General features: G+C 55.1%; 18 protein-coding genes and 1 pseudogene. 7 read left to right on the top strand and 12 right to left on the bottom strand.

The window, feature by feature from the left end; all coding sequences use genetic code 11:
• Window positions 1–70 precede the first annotated feature (70 nt).
• Window positions 71–256: pseudogene (locus ABKW30_RS02335) on the bottom strand (choline kinase); the annotation flags it as partial.
• Window positions 257–651: 395 nt separating this feature from the next.
• Here ABKW30_RS02335 and ABKW30_RS02330 point away from each other — a divergent pair.
• Together ABKW30_RS02330 and ABKW30_RS02325 are read left to right on the top strand one after the other, a co-directional pair.
• Window positions 652–1,416 carry a DeoR/GlpR family DNA-binding transcription regulator gene (locus tag ABKW30_RS02330; protein ID WP_348596409.1) on the top strand — a complete coding sequence of 255 codons (765 nt, stop codon included), beginning with the start codon at window positions 652–654 and terminating at the stop codon, window positions 1,414–1,416.
• Window positions 1,417–1,491: 75 nt separating this feature from the next.
• The gene (locus ABKW30_RS02325; RefSeq protein WP_348596408.1) at window positions 1,492–2,061 is read left to right on the top strand and encodes a methylated-DNA--[protein]-cysteine S-methyltransferase; all 570 of its coding nucleotides are present in this window, start codon (window positions 1,492–1,494) and stop codon (window positions 2,059–2,061) included.
• Between the two features lie 236 nt (window positions 2,062–2,297).
• On the opposite strand, the gene ABKW30_RS02320 is transcribed toward ABKW30_RS02325, so the two are convergent.
• A complete protein-coding gene (locus ABKW30_RS02320; RefSeq protein WP_348597575.1) occupies window positions 2,298–3,038 on the bottom strand; it encodes a 3-oxoacyl-ACP reductase family protein in 741 nt (246 codons plus the stop codon).
• Window positions 3,039–3,138: 100 nt separating this feature from the next.
• On the opposite strand from ABKW30_RS02320, the gene ABKW30_RS02315 reads away from it, so the two are divergent.
• Window positions 3,139–3,744 (top strand): TetR/AcrR family transcriptional regulator, encoded by a 606-nt coding sequence (locus tag ABKW30_RS02315; protein WP_348596407.1) that lies wholly within the window; start codon window positions 3,139–3,141, stop codon window positions 3,742–3,744.
• On the opposite strand, the gene ABKW30_RS02310 is transcribed toward ABKW30_RS02315, so the two are convergent.
• Window positions 3,736–4,401, bottom strand: a complete 666-nt coding sequence (locus ABKW30_RS02310; protein ID WP_348596406.1) for a DJ-1/PfpI family protein — start codon at window positions 4,399–4,401, stop codon at window positions 3,736–3,738. The two genes, ABKW30_RS02315 and ABKW30_RS02310, sit on opposite strands and share 9 nt — an antisense overlap.
• A 75-nt stretch (window positions 4,402–4,476) precedes the next feature.
• On the opposite strand from ABKW30_RS02310, the gene ABKW30_RS02305 reads away from it, so the two are divergent.
• On the top strand, window positions 4,477–5,439 hold the full coding sequence (locus ABKW30_RS02305) for a GlxA family transcriptional regulator (RefSeq protein ID WP_348597573.1): 963 nt from the start codon (window positions 4,477–4,479) through the stop codon (window positions 5,437–5,439).
• On the opposite strand, the gene ABKW30_RS02300 is transcribed toward ABKW30_RS02305, so the two are convergent.
• Window positions 5,436–6,332, bottom strand: a complete 897-nt coding sequence (locus ABKW30_RS02300) for a LysR family transcriptional regulator (RefSeq protein ID WP_348596405.1) — start codon at window positions 6,330–6,332, stop codon at window positions 5,436–5,438. The genes ABKW30_RS02305 and ABKW30_RS02300 overlap by 4 nt on opposite strands.
• A gap of 90 nt (window positions 6,333–6,422) precedes the next feature.
• Here ABKW30_RS02300 and ABKW30_RS02295 point away from each other — a divergent pair, with 90 nt between their 5' ends.
• A complete protein-coding gene (locus tag ABKW30_RS02295) occupies window positions 6,423–7,508 on the top strand; it encodes an aldo/keto reductase (protein ID WP_348596404.1) in 1,086 nt (361 codons plus the stop codon).
• Window positions 7,509–7,735: 227 nt separating this feature from the next.
• On the opposite strand, the gene rpsP is transcribed toward ABKW30_RS02295, so the two are convergent.
• From rpsP to ABKW30_RS02270, 5 genes are all read right to left on the bottom strand, one after another.
• Window positions 7,736–8,185: a 30S ribosomal protein S16 gene (gene rpsP / locus ABKW30_RS02290; RefSeq protein WP_348596403.1), complete on the bottom strand. Its 450-nt coding sequence runs from the start codon at window positions 8,183–8,185 to the stop codon at window positions 7,736–7,738.
• A gap of 45 nt (window positions 8,186–8,230) precedes the next feature.
• Window positions 8,231–8,536: a chorismate mutase gene (locus ABKW30_RS02285; RefSeq protein ID WP_348596402.1), complete on the bottom strand. Its 306-nt coding sequence runs from the start codon at window positions 8,534–8,536 to the stop codon at window positions 8,231–8,233.
• 2 nt (window positions 8,537–8,538) lie between these two features.
• Window positions 8,539–10,128 (bottom strand): signal recognition particle protein, encoded by a 1,590-nt coding sequence (gene ffh / locus ABKW30_RS02280; RefSeq protein WP_348596401.1) that lies wholly within the window; start codon window positions 10,126–10,128, stop codon window positions 8,539–8,541.
• A gap of 236 nt (window positions 10,129–10,364) precedes the next feature.
• Window positions 10,365–10,751 carry a BrnA antitoxin family protein gene (locus tag ABKW30_RS02275; RefSeq protein ID WP_348596400.1) on the bottom strand — a complete coding sequence of 129 codons (387 nt, stop codon included), beginning with the start codon at window positions 10,749–10,751 and terminating at the stop codon, window positions 10,365–10,367.
• The gene (locus ABKW30_RS02270) at window positions 10,732–11,007 is read right to left on the bottom strand and encodes a BrnT family toxin (protein ID WP_348596399.1); all 276 of its coding nucleotides are present in this window, start codon (window positions 11,005–11,007) and stop codon (window positions 10,732–10,734) included. Before ABKW30_RS02270 ends, ABKW30_RS02275 begins: the two co-directional genes overlap by 20 nt.
• 334 nt (window positions 11,008–11,341) lie before the next feature.
• Here ABKW30_RS02270 and ABKW30_RS02265 point away from each other — a divergent pair, with 334 nt between their 5' ends.
• Window positions 11,342–12,163, top strand: coding sequence for a lytic murein transglycosylase (locus ABKW30_RS02265; RefSeq protein ID WP_348596398.1), 822 nt, complete (start codon window positions 11,342–11,344; stop codon window positions 12,161–12,163).
• Window positions 12,164–12,247: 84 nt separating this feature from the next.
• On the top strand, window positions 12,248–13,705 hold the full coding sequence (locus ABKW30_RS02260; RefSeq protein WP_348596397.1) for a diguanylate cyclase: 1,458 nt from the start codon (window positions 12,248–12,250) through the stop codon (window positions 13,703–13,705).
• A gap of 24 nt (window positions 13,706–13,729) precedes the next feature.
• Here ABKW30_RS02260 and ABKW30_RS02255 read toward each other — a convergent pair whose 3' ends face one another.
• The 3 genes from ABKW30_RS02255 to ABKW30_RS02245 form a co-directional block, all read right to left on the bottom strand.
• Window positions 13,730–14,836: an NADH:flavin oxidoreductase/NADH oxidase gene (locus tag ABKW30_RS02255; RefSeq protein ID WP_348596396.1), complete on the bottom strand. Its 1,107-nt coding sequence runs from the start codon at window positions 14,834–14,836 to the stop codon at window positions 13,730–13,732.
• A gap of 88 nt (window positions 14,837–14,924) precedes the next feature.
• Entirely contained in the window at window positions 14,925–15,677 is a 753-nt protein-coding gene (locus tag ABKW30_RS02250; protein ID WP_348596395.1) for a GGDEF domain-containing protein, read from the bottom strand.
• 73 nt (window positions 15,678–15,750) lie between these two features.
• Window positions 15,751–15,987: a hypothetical protein gene (locus ABKW30_RS02245; RefSeq protein ID WP_348596394.1), complete on the bottom strand. Its 237-nt coding sequence runs from the start codon at window positions 15,985–15,987 to the stop codon at window positions 15,751–15,753.
• Window positions 15,988–16,102 lie beyond the last annotated feature (115 nt).

Below are 16,102 nucleotides of genomic sequence, written 5' to 3'. Positions count from 1 at the left end.
TGGTTCGCCCTCCTGAGCTTGTCGAAGGGCGAACCACGCGTAATTAGGACTGCAATTCGACGTATGAGCATTACCCAAACGCCAATCTATAACTCTCCAATGCCTGATCCAGACACAGGAGATTCTCAGCTGTACAGGCAGCGTAATCGACACACGGCGCGTTGAGGTAAAGTTCCGATACCATGCTCTACATGGCTTCCCGCCGCAGCGAAGCGTACTGCATCACGGCATGGGCGCGCTGGAGTTCAAAGTCAGGCGAGTGCGCAATCCCATTTGCAGAAGGAGTTTTTAAAGGATTCATACGACGCGTCCCCTCCTCGCTTGTCTACTTACAGGACGGGAGCATAAGCGCAGTCAGACAGACCCATCATGAGTAACGAACATGTTTCATGGGGTTGTGAGCTCTCCACGGAACAGAACGATTATTCAATATTTTCTGCGTAGTATCCTCATATATGCTTCTTGTTATTCGAGGACACTTCCCCTCACGATGAGCCTGTCTAACCACGCTTCTTATTGTGTTGTGAGGTTCCTGCATCTTCTTGTCTCTGTCAACAGAATTATGTGGTATTTTGTGGTTTTTATGACTTTTTACATCGAATTATGTGTTATTTATGCCCGTTATCTTACGTTTTCGTCAAAGGTTCAGTCATGAGTTCGAAGCGCCGTAGTGAAATCAAACGTCTTTTGCAAGATGAAGGAACGATTTCGATAGCTGATCTGGCTGTGAAGCTGGGTGTCTCGCTTGAAACAATACGGCGGGACGTGAAACCATTATATGATGAGGGCGCAATTACCCGTGTGCATGGCGCTGTGGGCCTGCCGCAACATTTGGGCGAAGCGCCGTTTGAATTGCGGATGCGCGAGAATGCCGACGCAAAGCGACTGATTGCGCAATATGCAGCGGGTACTATCGGAAACGGCGAATCGATTATGCTGGATACGGGTACGACGACGAGCTTTCTCGCCCGCGAACTTTTACAGCATCGAAACCTGACGGTGATCACCAATTCTTCCGATATTGCCCGCACTTTGGCCACCGTTAACGGCAACCGCGTCTTCATGGCTGGCGGTGAGCTGCGCAGCGACAGTGGTGCGGCTTTCGGAGTATCGGCAATCGATTTCGTCAGCCGGTTCAGCGTCAATCACGCGGTCATTTCTATAGGTGCAATCGACGCCAGGGGTGGTGTGATGGATTATGATCTGGAGGAGGCGGAATTCGCGCGCACGGTTTTGTCGCGGGGCGCCCGCAAACTGGCTATCACCGATGCGACGAAATTTGGCCGTCACGGGCTGGTAACCGTCTGTGGCTTTGACGGGTTTGATGAATTGATAACAGATCGTCAGCCGCCTGAGGACATAGCGCAGGCTTTGGATGAAGCAGGCGCGATTTTGACGATCGCCACGCGGCAATAGAATTCTCGCAGAGCAAGAAACGGATTGGCGCTGAAATAATCACGGCTATTCTGAATGCGAGTCGGAGAAAAGCCCGTGTCCAAATTATTGCTCAGCAAATCCATCCAGACCAAAATTGGCCCGATGATCGCGATGGCCACCAACGAAGCTCTGGTGCTGCTTGAATTTCATGACCGCCCGATACTGGAATATGAGCTGAAAGAATTGCAGCAGCGTTATGGCTATAAGATCGAAGCTGGAAGCAATGCCGTGCTCGACCAGATACAGTCGGAACTTGACGCTTATTTCGACGGAAAGCTGACCGGATTTAAAACGCCACTTGCCATGCCAGCCATGCCTTTCCAAAAACAGATATGGTCTGTGCTGCAAGACATTCCCTATGGGGAGACGCGTACCTATGGCGGCATAGCGCGTGATCTCGGCAAGCCCAACTCAAGCCGTGCCGTAGGAGCGGCCAACGGCCAGAACCGCTTGGCGATTGTTATTCCCTGTCACCGGGTGATCGGGGCCGACGGTGCCCTGACAGGCTATGGTGGCGGCAAGCACCGCAAGCGCTATCTGCTCGACCTCGAACATCGCATCGCGGCAGGTATTTCGGAAAGCCCGGTGTTTCATCCGATTACCGCGCAAAGCAGTATGTTTTAGGATTTCCAAGAAGAGCGCGACCCTTTTCTCCCCCACTTGTGGGGGAGAAAGCAATTTCAGCATCTTAGCTTCTTGGCCAAATACTGGAAATTGCCAGAGAGGGGACTGGCCTTGCTAATTCCCCCTCCCTTGGATTTTCCAAGGACTTGGCAAAGGGGCCAAATCCAGGAAAACCCCTTCTGTCCTACCGGGGGAGAGATAATCGTCATCGGCTGTCAGCGTGATTGAAGCAAGGACTAAGCATTCGCGCCGCCATCAATGACGAAGCCGGAACCAGTGATGAAACGGCCTTCTTCGCCAGCAAGAAATGCTACCAGACCGGCAATGTCCTTTGCCTCACCAAATTTGGGAATAGCCATGCGGGCGCGCTGCCCGTCGGCATGGTCGCCATTGGCAGGGTTCATATCCGTATCGGTGGAGCCGGGATGAACGATATTGGCAGTGATTTCCCGTGGGCCAAGATCGCGGGCAAGGGCTTTTGTCAGGCCGATAAGTGCGGCCTTGCTGGTTGAATAAGCGAGAATGCCGGAGAAAGGCACGATCTCAGCGAGGTTGCTGCCAATGGTAATGATACGGCCGCCAGCACCCATATGCGCTGCTGCGGTCTTTGAGGCAATGAAACTGGCACGGACATGGATCGACATGACCCTATCAAATTCAGCCAGTTCCAGCTGATCGACTGTATCCATCGTATAGACACCCGCATTGTTGACAAGGATATCGAGGCGGCCAAGCTTGGCATGGGCTTCGTTGACAGCGCTTTCAACAGCGGCGGCGTCGAGATTGTCTGCCTTGATGGCAATGGCACGGCGGCCAAGCTTTTCTATCGCCTTGACTGTTTCATCGGCCTTGGTGGCGTTGCTGGTGTAGGTGATGGCTATGTCCGCACCATCTTCAGCGAGTTTCAGTGCAATGGCGGCACCCATTCCGCGGCTTCCGCCGGTGATGAAGGCAACCTTGTTTTCAAGACGAGACATCATATTTCCTTTATGTAATGATCGATACATAATGAATGGCACTGTTGCAACGAGCCGTCAAGTGATTTATGTATTGACTACTACAAAAAGGAGATTTGCCATGTCGACCAAGGGCCGTCCACGCGCATTTGACCGCGATGCAGCGCTTGAGCGTGCCATGCGGGTTTTCTGGAAGAAGGGTTATGACAGCGCTTCGATGGCCGATCTGACCGGCGCGATGCAGATCAATGCGCCGAGCCTCTACGCGGCGTTTGGCAGCAAGGCCGATCTCTTCAAGGAGGCGGTAGAGCTTTATACGGACAAGGTGGGTCAGCGTATCAAAAACTCTTTGCCGAACGCGGCAACCGCAAAAGAAGGCATTGCCGATTTCCTCATGCAGACCGCGATATCGCACACAGACCCGGAACAGCCGCATGGTTGCATGGTGGTGCTGGGGGCACTGCATGGAGATGATGCGGAGAACACGCCATGCGGTTTGCTGCGTGATCGCAGGCTCGACAATGTTACACTTCTGCGCGGTCGGCTGGAGCGCGGTGTGCGCGACGGGGAGATTGCCGCTTCTGTCGATCTCCAACAGGTGGCCGAGTTCTATGTGACCGTGCAGCACGGCATGTCGATCACCGCACGCGATGGAGCAACATTGGAGCAGCTGACCAAGACTGCCCACGCGGCCATGGCCGCATGGGATGGGCTGGTTTCAGCCTGACGACAGGATTGCCTCCCGCTCCGCTCGCGCTTTTGCCATGCGCTGTCTGGCCTGCGCCAGAATCTCTGCAGAGGCTTCCTTTGGCGTTCCTGATTTGAACGGAGGAGCTGGCGCATATTCCAGCGATAGCTGGACAATCTCCGCCTCGGTCTGCCCGATCAACCCGGCAAGAACAGTCAGGCCGAAATCTATTCCTGATGTTACACCGCCAGCCGTAATCAGATTACCATCCTGAACGACGCGCTCTTCCACCGGGATTGCGCCAAAATGCGGCAGAAAATCCATAGCGTTCCAATGGGTTGCAGCTCGTTTGCCGTCGAGAAGACCTGCCGCACCAAGCACCAGTGATCCCGTGCAGACCGAGGTGATGAAGCGCGCTTGAGCGGCCTGCCTGCGGATAAATGCCAGCACCTCTTCGTCGCGCAGCAGCGCGTTCACCCCGCCACCGCCCGGAACGCATATGACATCGAGCTGCGGGCAATTCGCGAATGTCATTGTAGGGGTGAGCTTGAGGCCAGTCGCGGACACCAAAGGTTCGAGATCCTTCCAGATGAGATGAACCTGCGTGTCCGGGGCCGATGCAAACACCTCATAGGGACCGGTAAGATCAAGCTGCTGAACGCGGGGAAATACGAGTATGCCGAAGGTTAGGGGCATGACGGAAACTCCTTGATTGACGCTGGCAATGTACAGGAATAGAACTTGGCAAGATTGCCAATGAGCCCTCGTTTCATGCCAAATGTCAGACGCATCGAGATACTGACTTTCGATCAGGCCCAGCTTCTGGATGTGGCGGGTCCTCTGCAGGTTTTTGCCTCGGCCAATGATTTGTCGGCGGCGAAGGGCATTGCGCTGCCTTATCAAATGATGGTCGTGGCCGAGAAGACGCCGGTAATAACCACATCCGGGCTGGAGCTTGCAGCGGCACGTTTGCCCGACGCTGGCAGTGTGCCGGATACGTTGATTGTGGCAGGTGGGCGAGGCGTCAATGCAGCCTGCGAGAATGCGGTGCTGGTGGAATGGGTGAAGGATCGCGCCATGCAAGCAAGGCGTTTTGCCTCGGTTTGCAGTGGAGCTTTCCTTTTGGCGCAGGCCGGGTTGCTGGATGGAAAGCGTGCGGTGACACACTGGCAACGCTGTGCTGAATTCGCCAAACGCTACCCTCTGGTGCTCCTCGATCCGGACCCGATTTTTGTGCAGGACGGCAATATCTGGACGTCAGCAGGTGTAACAGCAGGGATCGACCTGGCGCTTGCGCTGGTGGAAGCAGATCTCGGGCGCAACATGGCGCTGGCTGTCGCAAGGCAGCTTGTGGTGTTCCTCAAGCGTCCCGGCGGACAGACACAGTTCAGCGCTGCACTTGCTCTTCAGGAGGGCGACCAGCATTTCGACCGGCTTCATGTCTGGATCATGGAAAATCTGCGCAAACCATTATCGCTCGAAGTGCTGGCCGAACAGGCGCGCATGAGTCCGCGCAGTTTCTCGCGGCATTACCGGCAGAAAACCGGGCGGACGCCAGCCCGCGCCGTCGAAGACATCAGGATTGAAACGGCGCGCCGCCTGCTGGAAGAGGGGCTCACTATTGCCCGCGTTTCGCAACGCTGCGGCTTTGGATCGGAGGAGACCATGCGCCGGGCTTTCATGCGGAGTCTCGGCACGAACCCCCAAACCTACCGCCAACGGTTTTCGGCTTAAGGTTTATGCCGCTGCACCAGTTCGATCAACGCGCGTAGCGCCGGTGAAGCCTGCCGCCTGCTTGGATAATAGAGGTAGAAACCGGGAAAGCGCGGTGTCCAATCCTCTAGGATCGGGACCAGCCGCCCCGCCTGAACTTCATGTTTCACCTGATCTTCCAGCAGGTAGGCGACGCCCAGACCGGCCGCGGCAGTTTGAACCAGAACCTGCGTGTCATTGACAATCATCGGGCCATTCACGGCAATGTCGAACTCTTTCCCGTCACGCTCGAATTCCCAGCGATAGATATTGTGTGTTGTAGGTCCGCGAAAGTTGAAACAGCGATGGTTCCGCAAATCATAAGGTGTTTCGGGCGTACCCATGCGTTGAAGATAGGCGTGCGAAGCAACGCAGACCAGGCGCTGGTTTCCACTGATCGGCAGGGCAACCATATCTGCATGCAGATTCTCGCCAAGGCGTATGCCGGCATCATACCCGCCCGAGACAATATCGATCAAACCTTCTTCGACCGTGATATCCACGATCAATTCTGGATGCGCAGTCAGCAGGAGCTGCAAAAGCGGCGCCAGATGGTGGTAAAGGGCAATGTGGGCGGTATTGATACGCAAGGTTCCGGCGATCACACCGCGTGAAGCAATGACCCCGCTGATCGTTGCATCGAGGTCAGCCATGATCGGGCGCAGTTTTTGAACGAGGCTTTCACCCGCCTCACTAAGGCTTACGCTGCGTGTCGTCCGGTTGACAAGCGTCACCCCCAGCCGTGCTTCGAGCTTGGCTATGGTCTGGCTTAAAGCTGAGGCCGACATGCCCAGATGCGCACTGGCACGGCGAAAACTGCGGTGCTCCGCCAGCATGGCAAAGGCTCGTAATTCTGCATAATCCGATCCGCGCATTGTATATCAATTACTTCATGGCTCATGGAGATAATACACGATTATCATATCAATCGAATGCGTCAATATAGGTTCCAAAAGGAGACTATCATGACGCTTGCACTTGATCATTATCGCCTGCTTGGCCGCTCGGGCCTGCGTGTTTCACCGATTGCGCTGGGCACGATGACCTTCGGCAACGATTGGGGTTGGGGCACGGAAGAGGCCGATGCCCGCCTCATATTCGATGCCTATGTCGATCGCGGTGGCAACTTTATCGACAGCGCCAATCGCTATACGGACGGCACGTCCGAACGGTTTGTCGGCAGCTTTGCAAAGGGGCGCAGGGACCAGTTGGTGATTGCCACGAAATATACTCTTCCGATGCGCCCGGGCGACCCGAATTCCGGCGGCAATCATCGCAAATCCATGCTCCGCTCGGTGGAAGATAGCCTTAAAAGGCTCGATACGGACTATATTGACCTGCTTTATCTGCACGCATGGGATTTCACGACGCCGGTTGATGAAGTCCTGCGCGGGCTCGATGATCTGGTCAGGTCGGGAAAGGTGCTTTATGTCGGAGTCTCGGACATTCCCGCGTGGCAGGTGTCACGCATGCAGGCCATTGCCGATCTACGCGGCTGGTCGCCGCTTATTGCGCTACAAGTAGAATACAGTCTAATCGAGCGCACGGTTGATCGTGACCTTGCTCCCATGGCTCAGGAAATGGGCCTTGGCGTCATCCCTTGGTCACCGTTGGGAAGCGGTGTGCTTGCCGGCAAATATTCAAAGGCTGATCTTGGCAAGCTTCCGCAAGGCTCGGCTGCCGAAGGTACGCGCCGGGATGTTGCTGCGGGCAATGGATCGCTGACTGAAAGAGGTCTCGCAATTGCCGATGTGGTGAAAGAGATAGCGGGAGAGATTGGCCACACGCCATCGCAAGTTGCACTTGCATGGACTTTGCTGAATCCGGCAGTGACTGCGCCGTTGATCGGTGCGCGAACATTGCAGCAGCTTGAAGAAAATCTCGGCGCTTTGGAGGTTATTCTGGATAAAGGCCAGCGGCAAAGGCTGGAGGATGCAAGCAGGATCGATCTCGGCTTCCCGCATGAATTTCTAGCGCGCCCGATGACACAGGCAATCATGACAGGTGGATTGAAGATTGAGCGACGGGTTGGTGGGGTTGGTTCAGGATAATCGTAAAGCACCTACTTCTCCGTCATCCTCGGGCACTTGACCCGAGGATCCATAATTCAACGGCCCGAAATAGTATCACTTAGGCGCAAAACCTGTAAGAGATAGATTCTCGGGTCAAGTGCCCGAGGATGACGGAGAGGTCAGTTCTAAGCTCGAAGACATCATCGCAAGAACAAAAACGGGTGGCACATGGCCACCCGTTTGCATTCAATAAATGAAAGTGCCGATTAGCTGGCAGCTTCTTCTTCAGCCGGTGCTTCTGCAGGCGCAGCAGCAGCGGCCTTGGCAGCTTCTTCCGCAGCCTTTGCAGCTTCTGCTTCAGCAATAACTTTTGCCTTTGCATCTTCTTCAGCCTGCTTGGCCATGGCAACGCGTTCCTGCGCCTTCTTGCCTGGCAGTGCCTTTTCAGGGTTGTTGCGGGTGTCGCGCTTGGCGATACCAGCCTGATCAAGGAAGCGAAGAACGCGGTCTGTTGGCTGTGCGCCGTGACCGATCCAGTAGTTGATGCGCTCTGCATCAAGCTTAACGCGATCGCCATCCTTGGGAAGCATTGGGTTCCATGCGCCTACTGTTTCGATGAAACGGCCGTCGCGTGGCGAACGGACGTCAGCAACGACGACGTGGTAGTAAGGGCGCTTCTTTGAGCCCGCGCGGGCCAGACGGATTTTCAATGGCATTGGTAGTCTCCTAGTTTTTCTGTTGTCGCAATTCCGTGGAATTGCTTAGCCGCCGTTTTCTTTGGCAGCGGTTGTTTCGTGATGCCTGATCACTTCCTTGACGATGAAGTTCAGGAACTTCTCGGCAAAATCGGGGTCGAGGTCGGCAGACAGCGCCAGTGAGCGCAAGCGTTCAACCTGTAGTTTTTCGCGGTTCGGGTCGGCAGGAGCCAGACCGTTCTTCGCCTTGAGAACGCCGACCGCCTTGGTGCAGCGGAAGCGCTCTGCGAGCATGTGAATCAGCGCGGCATCGATATTGTCGATGGAGGCGCGCAGTTCGAGCAATTCTTTTGGCAGGGATGATGCGCTCATGATCAGCCTTTCTTTTTTGGAAAACCGGGAAGACCGCCGCCGCCCAGGCCGGGAAGCCGGGGTAGGCCACGGGGGCCGCCAAGACCGCCCGGAAGACCACCAAGTCCGCCTGGCAATCCGCCGCCCTTGCCGAAACCTGCTGCTTCAGCCTGTTTTTGCAATGCTTCAAGCTGCTTCGGGTCCATCTTGGACAGATCAGGCATACCGCCGCCAAAACCCCCGGGGCCACCGAGCCCACCAAGGCCCATCTTGGCACCGAGGCCGCCCATCATCTGTTTCATCATGCCGCCTTTGCCCTTGCCCATCGACTTCATCATGTCCGCCATTTGGCGGTGCATTTTCAGAAGTTTGTTGATGTCGGCGGCATTGGTGCCGGAACCCTTGGCAATACGCTGCTTGCGCGAATGTTTGAGCACATCGGGATTGCTGCGTTCGGCTTTGGTCATTGATGAGATAATTGCGAGCTGACGCTTGAAGATGGAATCATCAAGACCGGCAGCGGCCATTTGATCCTTCATCTTGCCCATGCCGGGCATCATTCCCATGATGCCGCCCATGCCGCCCATCTTCTGCATCTGGCCAATCTGGTCAGCCAGATCGTTCAGATCGAACTTGCCGGACTGCATCTTTTTGGCCATCGCCGCGGCTTTTTCCGCATCGATGTTTTCGGCAGCCTTCTCAACCAGCGAAACAATGTCGCCCATGCCGAGAATACGGTCAGCGATACGGCGGGGATAGAACTCCTCCAGCGCATCCATCTTTTCGCCGGTGGCGATGAGCTTGATCGGCTTGCCGGTAACGGCGCGCATGGAAAGAGCAGCACCACCGCGTCCATCGCCATCCATGCGGGTGAGAACAAGGCCGGTAATGCCAACGCGTTCATCGAAGGAGCGTGCGAGATTGACCGCGTCCTGACCAGTCAGCGCATCGGCGACCAAAAGGATTTCGTGCGGATTGGCCTTCTTCTTGATGTCGGACATTTCGAGCATGAGCGGCTCGTCAATATGGGTGCGGCCGGCAGTATCGAGAATGACGACATCGTGGCCGCCGAGCTTGGCAGCCTGTACGGCGCGGGCGGCGATCTCCACGGGTGTCTGGCCCGCAATGATGGGCAGTGTGTCAACGCCGGTTTGCACACCAAGCTGGCGCAACTGTTCCTGCGCGGCAGGACGGCGCGTATCGAGCGAGGCTAGAAGAACCTTCTTCTTCGAGCGTTCCGTGAGGCGCTTGCCGATCTTGCCGGTTGTTGTGGTTTTACCTGAACCCTGCAGGCCGACCATCATGATGACAACGGGCGCCGGGGCATTCAGGTCGATGGTGACGCCTTCGGCGCCGAGCATGTCAACCAGCTCGTCATGGACGATCTTGACGACCATCTGGCCGGGCTTGATGCTTTTCAGAATGTCGGCGCCGACAGCCTTGGCACGCACCTTGTCAGTGAAGGAGCGGACAACATCCAGCGCAACGTCAGCTTCAAGCAGCGCACGGCGTACTTCGCGCAGGGCTGCCGAAACATCGGCATCCGACAGCGCGCCACGGCCTGTGAGGCCGTTCAAAATAGTACCTAACCGTTCCTGTAAGCTCTCGAACATTCAAACTTTCCTTTATCCCTTCGAAGACCCTTCCCCGAAAGATAAGTACCAACCGCGCCAAGGCAATGAGCCACAAGCAAAATGACACCCGAGGGCGCATCGCGCTGTCGGGTGTTGACCTCCGGGATCGTTTGAACCCTTGCGGGGTCCCGGTTGGCTGCTCGGAGTTTATTACTCGTCGCGGATTGATGAGCGGCTTAAACAGGAAATGCTGCGCAGAGTCAAGACGTGTGGCCTCAGGCCCGCTTTTTCAGACCCGCCGCATCCCGCAAGGTTTCGTCAATGCGGCCTTGCCAGCCGGGGCCGGTTGAGCGGTAGTAATCGAGCACGTCAGGGCTAAGGCGAATTGAAACCGGCTGCTTGGGTGCATCGGCAACAGGGCGACCAGGGCGGCGCTTGGTTAAAGACGTGATCAATGCCGTATCGGGGTCTTCAAGTGCAGCCTTGGTGAGAGCGGCATCTTCTTCGGGGGTAAGAGATTCGCCATAGGCCTTGGCAGCTGCCAAAGCCTGCTCTCGCGTCTTCGGCTGATAGGTCTGACCAGTTACAGTCATGGTTACCAGCCGTCCTACCTTCTTAATGGTGATCTTTGCTTCCTGCTCTTTAGAAGTTCGATTTGACATATTTATCTACTTCCTTTTTTGACGCTTTGCGCAGGGAGATAATGCGGATCGTTGTTCCTCGAAAAGTATAAACCAAGGTGCAAAGTTTTGATCCCAAGATTCCAACTGCGATTATTCGTTCTTCGCCATAGTCATAACTATCATCAATCCACTCGATCGCTGTATCAAATTCGAACTGATCCAGTATTTCAAAAGCCACACCATGCTTGCGCAGATTGCGTTTTGCCTTTTCTTCGTCCCACTCAAACCTACTCATAAAAATCGCTCTGGTCAATAATTATTGTATATACAGAAATATGCTGTGGCGGCGCTGATCGCGGAAGATATCACGGTCGATAGAGACGGCGCTCTTATCAATAAGTTCAAGTTGGCCGCAGAAATTCGCGTAAGAACAACCTTGGATTGTGGATGCAATGCCTGAAGCAAGTTGCCGCCCGGGTCATCGGGTATAAAGCGGTCCAAGCCGGAATTGGCTCAAAACAGCGTAAATAAGCACTGTTTCCGGCATCATAGCTCGATTCAGCCAGATGACAGGACACGCGAAAAGTGGCAGATAGGCACAAGACGATTCAACTTTTAAGGAGATATCCATGGCATTTGTTGCCAAAGGCAGATTTTTTGCGGGCGTCGCGACCGCTCTTCTCGGCTTGGCCGGTACTGCGCATGCAGCCGGTCAATGTGGCAACAATTCTGCCGGATTCCCCGAATGGATTCAACAGTACAAACAGGAAGCCCGGGCGCAGGGCATTGGCAGCCGGGGTCTCAAGGCGCTGGACGGCGTGACCTATGCCAGCAAGACCATCAATGCCGACCGCAATATGAAGAGCTTCAAATATTCGCTCGACAAGTTCATGCAGGTTCGCGGCGCACAGACAATTGTTTCCCGCGGCAAGAAGCAGAAAGCGCAGAATGCAGCTCTGTTTGACCGTATCGAGCAGCGTTATGGCGTGCCTGCCGGACCGCTTTTGGCGATCTGGGGCATGGAGACCGGTTTCGGCTCGTATCTCGGCAGCCAGAACACGCTTTCCGCAGTTGCGACGCTTGCCTATGATTGCCGCCGTCCCGCTTATTTTCGCCCGCATTTGAATGCGGCACTTCAGCTGGTCGACAATGGTACTCTTTCGCCCGATGCAAAGGGTGCGATGCATGGTGAAATCGGCCAGACACAATTCCTGCCGCTGAACGTGCTGAAATATGGTGCCGATGGTGACGGCAATGGCCGCATCGACATGGTACGCTCCAAGGCCGATGCGCTGGCATCAACGGCAAACTTCCTGCGTGGTCATGGCTGGCAGCCTGGCGCCGGATATCAGGCGGGACAGCCCAACTATGCGGCTATTCAGGGCTGGAATGCCGCAAGCGTATATCAGCAGGCGATCGCCATCATGGGTGCGCAGATCGACGGCCAGTAATACTTCGTCCGGCGTCACGGGTCCGGTGCAATGCGCCGGGTCCACAAGCCTAACGCTCCTCCAAGCCAAGAGTTCAAAGCTTCGATGAACGACCGAATTGACCACCGGACCGAGAGCGACACGTTCGATCTCGCGCCTATTTCATTGTGGCTGGAAGATTTCAGCGATGTGCGGGCGCTTTTCGAAACATGGCGTAAGGCGGGTATCAAGGACATCAAAGCCTATCTGCTCGAAGATGTTACCCGCATCCGCGAATGCTCGCGCCTGATCCGAGTCCTCAAGGTCAACAAGAAGACACTTTCGCTTTTTCAGGCGGAAAGCTTCGAGAGCCTGACAGCCAATCTTGGCACGATCTTCCGCGATGATATGCTTCTATCCCACGTTCAGGAGCTTGCCGCGCTGTGGAATGGTGAGACCGAGTTCTCCAGTGATACGGTGAACTATACATTATCCGGCGGCCGTCTCGACATTCAGCTGCGTGGTGCAGTCCTGCCCGGTTATGAAAATACGTGGGAGCGCGTATTGCTCTCCATCGAGGATGTGACAGAGCGTGAAGATGCGCGACGCCAGCAGATCGAAAGCAAGCAATATGCGGAGGGACTGTTCGAGCATTCTCCCGTATCTCTATGGGTCGAGGACTTCAGCCGGATCAAGAAGCTGCTGGACGAGGTGCGCGAGCGGGGCATAACCGATTTTCGCGTGTTCACGGATGTTCACCCGGAGTTCGTCGGGCAATGTGCCAGCGAAATTCGCGTCATTGACGTTAACCGGGAAACGCTGAAGCTTTTTCTCGCGCCGGACAAGATGACACTGTTGCGCCGTCTGCCGGACGTTTTTCGCGATGTCATGAATACGCATTTCCGTGAGCAACTGATCGAGCTTTGGAACGGAAATCTGTTTCACACGCGTGAGACAGTGAATTACGCGCTGGATGGCACGGAACGCCATGTTCTCCTGCAATTTTCGGTGCTGCCGGGACATGAGCAGGACTGGTCGCTGATCCAGATTTCATTGACGGATATTACTGCGCGCAAGAAAGCTGAGGCCTATCTGGAATATCTCGGCAAGCACGATGTGCTGACGAAACTGCACAACCGCGCCTTCTATGTCGATGAACTGAACCGGCTTGAGCGTCGCGAGTTCTTCCCAGTGTCGATCATCATATTGGACCTGAATGGCCTGAAAGCCATCAACGACCAGTGGGGGCATGGTGTCGGCGATGGACTTTTGCGGCGCATGGGCGAAGTGCTTGGCGAGGCGGTCAAGCCGCCATCCTACGCCGCGCGCATCGGCGGTGATGAATTTGCAGTGCTTTTGCCATCAATTGATGAGCTTGGTGTTGCCAGCATGGTCGATGAAATTCGCAGCCTGATCGAGATCAACAACCAGTACTACTCGAACATTGTCCTGAATGTTTCGATTGGCTGGGCGACGAGTGCTGTCGGTGAAAAACTGGAAGCGGTCGCAAAACGCGCCGACCTTCTGATGTATGAGGATAAGCACCAGCATTACACGAGAGCCGGGAACAGCCATCACAGCTGATCCCGGACAAGAACCTTCCGGCATTCAGTCGGTATGGGCGAAAAGTTTCGGATAAGCACGAGGCTGGCACCGCAGATATTGCGGCGACGCGAATGTCCTGGCACCGAGTTCGGCTGCTGCATGCCACGGCCAGCGTGGATTGTAGAGAATTGCGCGGGCAAGCCCGATGGCGTCCGCATCGCCATTGGCGACAATTGCTTCGGCATGTTCGGGCTCGTTGATCAGGCCTACGGCAATGGTTGTCATGCCGGTTTCCGCCTTGATCTTGCGGGCGAGATTAACCTGATAGCCGGGGCTCAGCTTCATCTGCTGCAAGGGTGAAAGACCGCCACTGGAGACATGGATTGCTGCGCAACCGAGCTTCTCCAGCGCCTTGGCAAAGGCAATCGTCATATCGACATCCCAGCCGCCGCCCTCGACCCAATCTGTGGCTGACACACGTATCCATACCGGCTTGTCAGCCGGGAAAGCACCGCGCACCGCCTCAAACACTTCGAGGGGAAAGCGCATGCGGTTTTCAAGGCTTCCGCCATACTCGTCCTCGCGCTTGTTTGACAGCGGCGAAAGAAATTCGTGCAAGAGATAACCGTGCGCGCCATGTACCTCAATGCCGTCTATTCCCAGACGGGCTGAACGTTTCGCTGCTTCCGCGAAGGCATCACGAATACGAGCCAGTCCGGCTTTATCGAGTGCCGTTGGCGAGTCATATTCGTCGAGATAAGGAATTGTAGACGGTGCCTCGGTTTTCCAGCCGTCTGCATGTCCGGGTGCGATTTGCCTGCCGCCCTTCCAGGGTAGGTCAGTCGACGCTTTGCGTCCGGCATGAGCCAGCTGTATTGCAACCGGCATTGGCGAATGATCGCGGATCGCCTTCATCACGCGGGCAAGCGCCTCTTCATTCTCGTCGTTGTAAAGTCCCAGATCCTTATAGGATATGCGTCCTTCCGGCGTCACCGCAGTTGCCTCGGTAATGAGCAACCCAGCCCCGGACAGCGCCAGATTTCCCAGATGCATCATATGCCAGTCAGTCGCGCTGCCATTCTCCGCTGAATATTGGCACATCGGGGCAATGATGATGCGGTTTGGAAGGTCTAGCGTACCCAAACGCAATGGCTGGAACAATTGGCTCATGGATCATACCTCGGCGAGATTCAGGGAGGGGTTTATTGTGACAAGATGCGAAGAGTCAGTCCTTAATTCAAGTCACGGTTGTACCGGGTCAACCCGCCGGTCCAAAAACTATGCGGTCGCGTCCCTGATTTTTAGCCTGATAAAGACATTGATCGGCGCTATCCACGAGTTGCTCCAGCGTCTGTCCGGGAGCGTGAAAAGCCACGCCGATACTTACCGTGACAGATACGTCCTGATCGCCGGCGCGGCGCGTAACAGCGCGGCAGTTTGTGAGTATCCTGTTGGCTACCCACATGGCCTGACCATAATCCGCATCCGCCAGAAAAACAGCAAACTCTTCCCCGCCAAAGCGCGAACCTACATCGCGCCGCCCCATCATGCCACGGATCAATAGTCCGATATCCTGCACGATGTCGTCACCTACCGCATGTCCGTAACGATCATTGACCCGTTTGAAGTGATCAACATCCACATAAAGCACGGCACCTGCGCTCAGCACCGGATTGCTGGCCTTGATGAAGTGGTCAACGCGGAGATAAAATTCGTGGCGGGTAAAGAGCCCAGTCATTCCATCTTTGCGAAATGCAGTGTCCAACTCGCCGGTCATCTGCTTCAGCCGATAGTTCCAGCTTACAAGGAATGCACAAAGAGGGCCTCCCACGGTCATTACAATAATGGTTGTCAGATAAATGGTTCGATCAAGCCTGTTATAGCCGCCAAGCAAGAAGAAGGCGGCGGCCATGGCATCTGCCAGAACAGCGCCAATGCATACCATAACCAGAACCTGCATCACGGGCGATAGATTCGCAAATCTTGTCGACCAGAGGTTGTAAAAACTCATTTTCACCTTCCAGCATTCACAGGCAAGCATACCCTTTGGGAATGAAAAAAGCTTTCTGAAACAAGGTGAATGATTATTGTACAGATTGATGGGCGCAATTTTGAATTACAGGCAAAAAAAGAGCCGGACTAAAAAGCCCGGCCTGAATTGTGAAGGTTAAAAAACCTCCAGAGGGGAACAGCCATCGCGGCAAAATGGGAGGAGTACCGCGACGACTGACTTCTACATAGGCCTCTTTTTGCAGCGCAGCAATCGCTATAAATGCATAGCTGCTATGCAAAGCGGTGAAAATATAGCCAGCGAGACGCATTTCTGAGCAGTCGCAGCATAAGTATCAAATAAAGGTACTGAAAGGTTGCGAATTAGCGCGATCAGCCGGCTGTTGCGTGATAGGCAAGTCACGGGCGTGCGTTGCGTCCTTACGT

This window comes from Phyllobacterium sp. SB3 (genome assembly GCF_040009165.1).
In the GTDB taxonomy this organism is placed as follows: Bacteria; Pseudomonadota; Alphaproteobacteria; order Rhizobiales; family Rhizobiaceae; genus Phyllobacterium.
This window is presented reverse-complemented; position numbering and strand designations above follow the sequence as displayed.

Bases quoted from the DNA above. Each gene is read 5' to 3' on its own strand.
- ABKW30_RS02275 (WP_348596400.1), bottom strand. From the start codon at position 10,751: ATGTCAAATCGAACTTCTAAAGAGCAGGAAGCAAAGATCACCATTAAG.
- ABKW30_RS02310 (WP_348596406.1), bottom strand. From the start codon at position 4,401: ATGCCCCTAACCTTCGGCATACTCGTATTTCCCCGCGTTCAGCAGCTT.
- ffh (WP_348596401.1), bottom strand. From the start codon at position 10,128: ATGTTCGAGAGCTTACAGGAACGGTTAGGTACTATTTTGAACGGCCTC.
- ABKW30_RS02250 (WP_348596395.1), bottom strand. From the start codon at position 15,677: ATGAGTTTTTACAACCTCTGGTCGACAAGATTTGCGAATCTATCGCCC.
- ABKW30_RS02270 (WP_348596399.1), bottom strand. From the start codon at position 11,007: ATGAGTAGGTTTGAGTGGGACGAAGAAAAGGCAAAACGCAATCTGCGC.
- ABKW30_RS02315 (WP_348596407.1), top strand. From the start codon at position 3,139: ATGTCGACCAAGGGCCGTCCACGCGCATTTGACCGCGATGCAGCGCTT.
- ABKW30_RS02265 (WP_348596398.1), top strand. From the start codon at position 11,342: ATGGCATTTGTTGCCAAAGGCAGATTTTTTGCGGGCGTCGCGACCGCT.
- ABKW30_RS02305 (WP_348597573.1), top strand. From the start codon at position 4,477: ATGCCAAATGTCAGACGCATCGAGATACTGACTTTCGATCAGGCCCAG.
- ABKW30_RS02300 (WP_348596405.1), bottom strand. From the start codon at position 6,332: ATGCGCGGATCGGATTATGCAGAATTACGAGCCTTTGCCATGCTGGCG.
- ABKW30_RS02255 (WP_348596396.1), bottom strand. From the start codon at position 14,836: ATGAGCCAATTGTTCCAGCCATTGCGTTTGGGTACGCTAGACCTTCCA.
- ABKW30_RS02320 (WP_348597575.1), bottom strand. From the start codon at position 3,038: ATGTCTCGTCTTGAAAACAAGGTTGCCTTCATCACCGGCGGAAGCCGC.
- ABKW30_RS02245 (WP_348596394.1), bottom strand. From the start codon at position 15,987: ATGCGTCTCGCTGGCTATATTTTCACCGCTTTGCATAGCAGCTATGCA.
- ABKW30_RS02295 (WP_348596404.1), top strand. From the start codon at position 6,423: ATGACGCTTGCACTTGATCATTATCGCCTGCTTGGCCGCTCGGGCCTG.
- ABKW30_RS02260 (WP_348596397.1), top strand. From the start codon at position 12,248: ATGAACGACCGAATTGACCACCGGACCGAGAGCGACACGTTCGATCTC.
- rpsP (WP_348596403.1), bottom strand. From the start codon at position 8,185: ATGCCATTGAAAATCCGTCTGGCCCGCGCGGGCTCAAAGAAGCGCCCT.
- ABKW30_RS02330 (WP_348596409.1), top strand. From the start codon at position 652: ATGAGTTCGAAGCGCCGTAGTGAAATCAAACGTCTTTTGCAAGATGAA.
- ABKW30_RS02285 (WP_348596402.1), bottom strand. From the start codon at position 8,536: ATGAGCGCATCATCCCTGCCAAAAGAATTGCTCGAACTGCGCGCCTCC.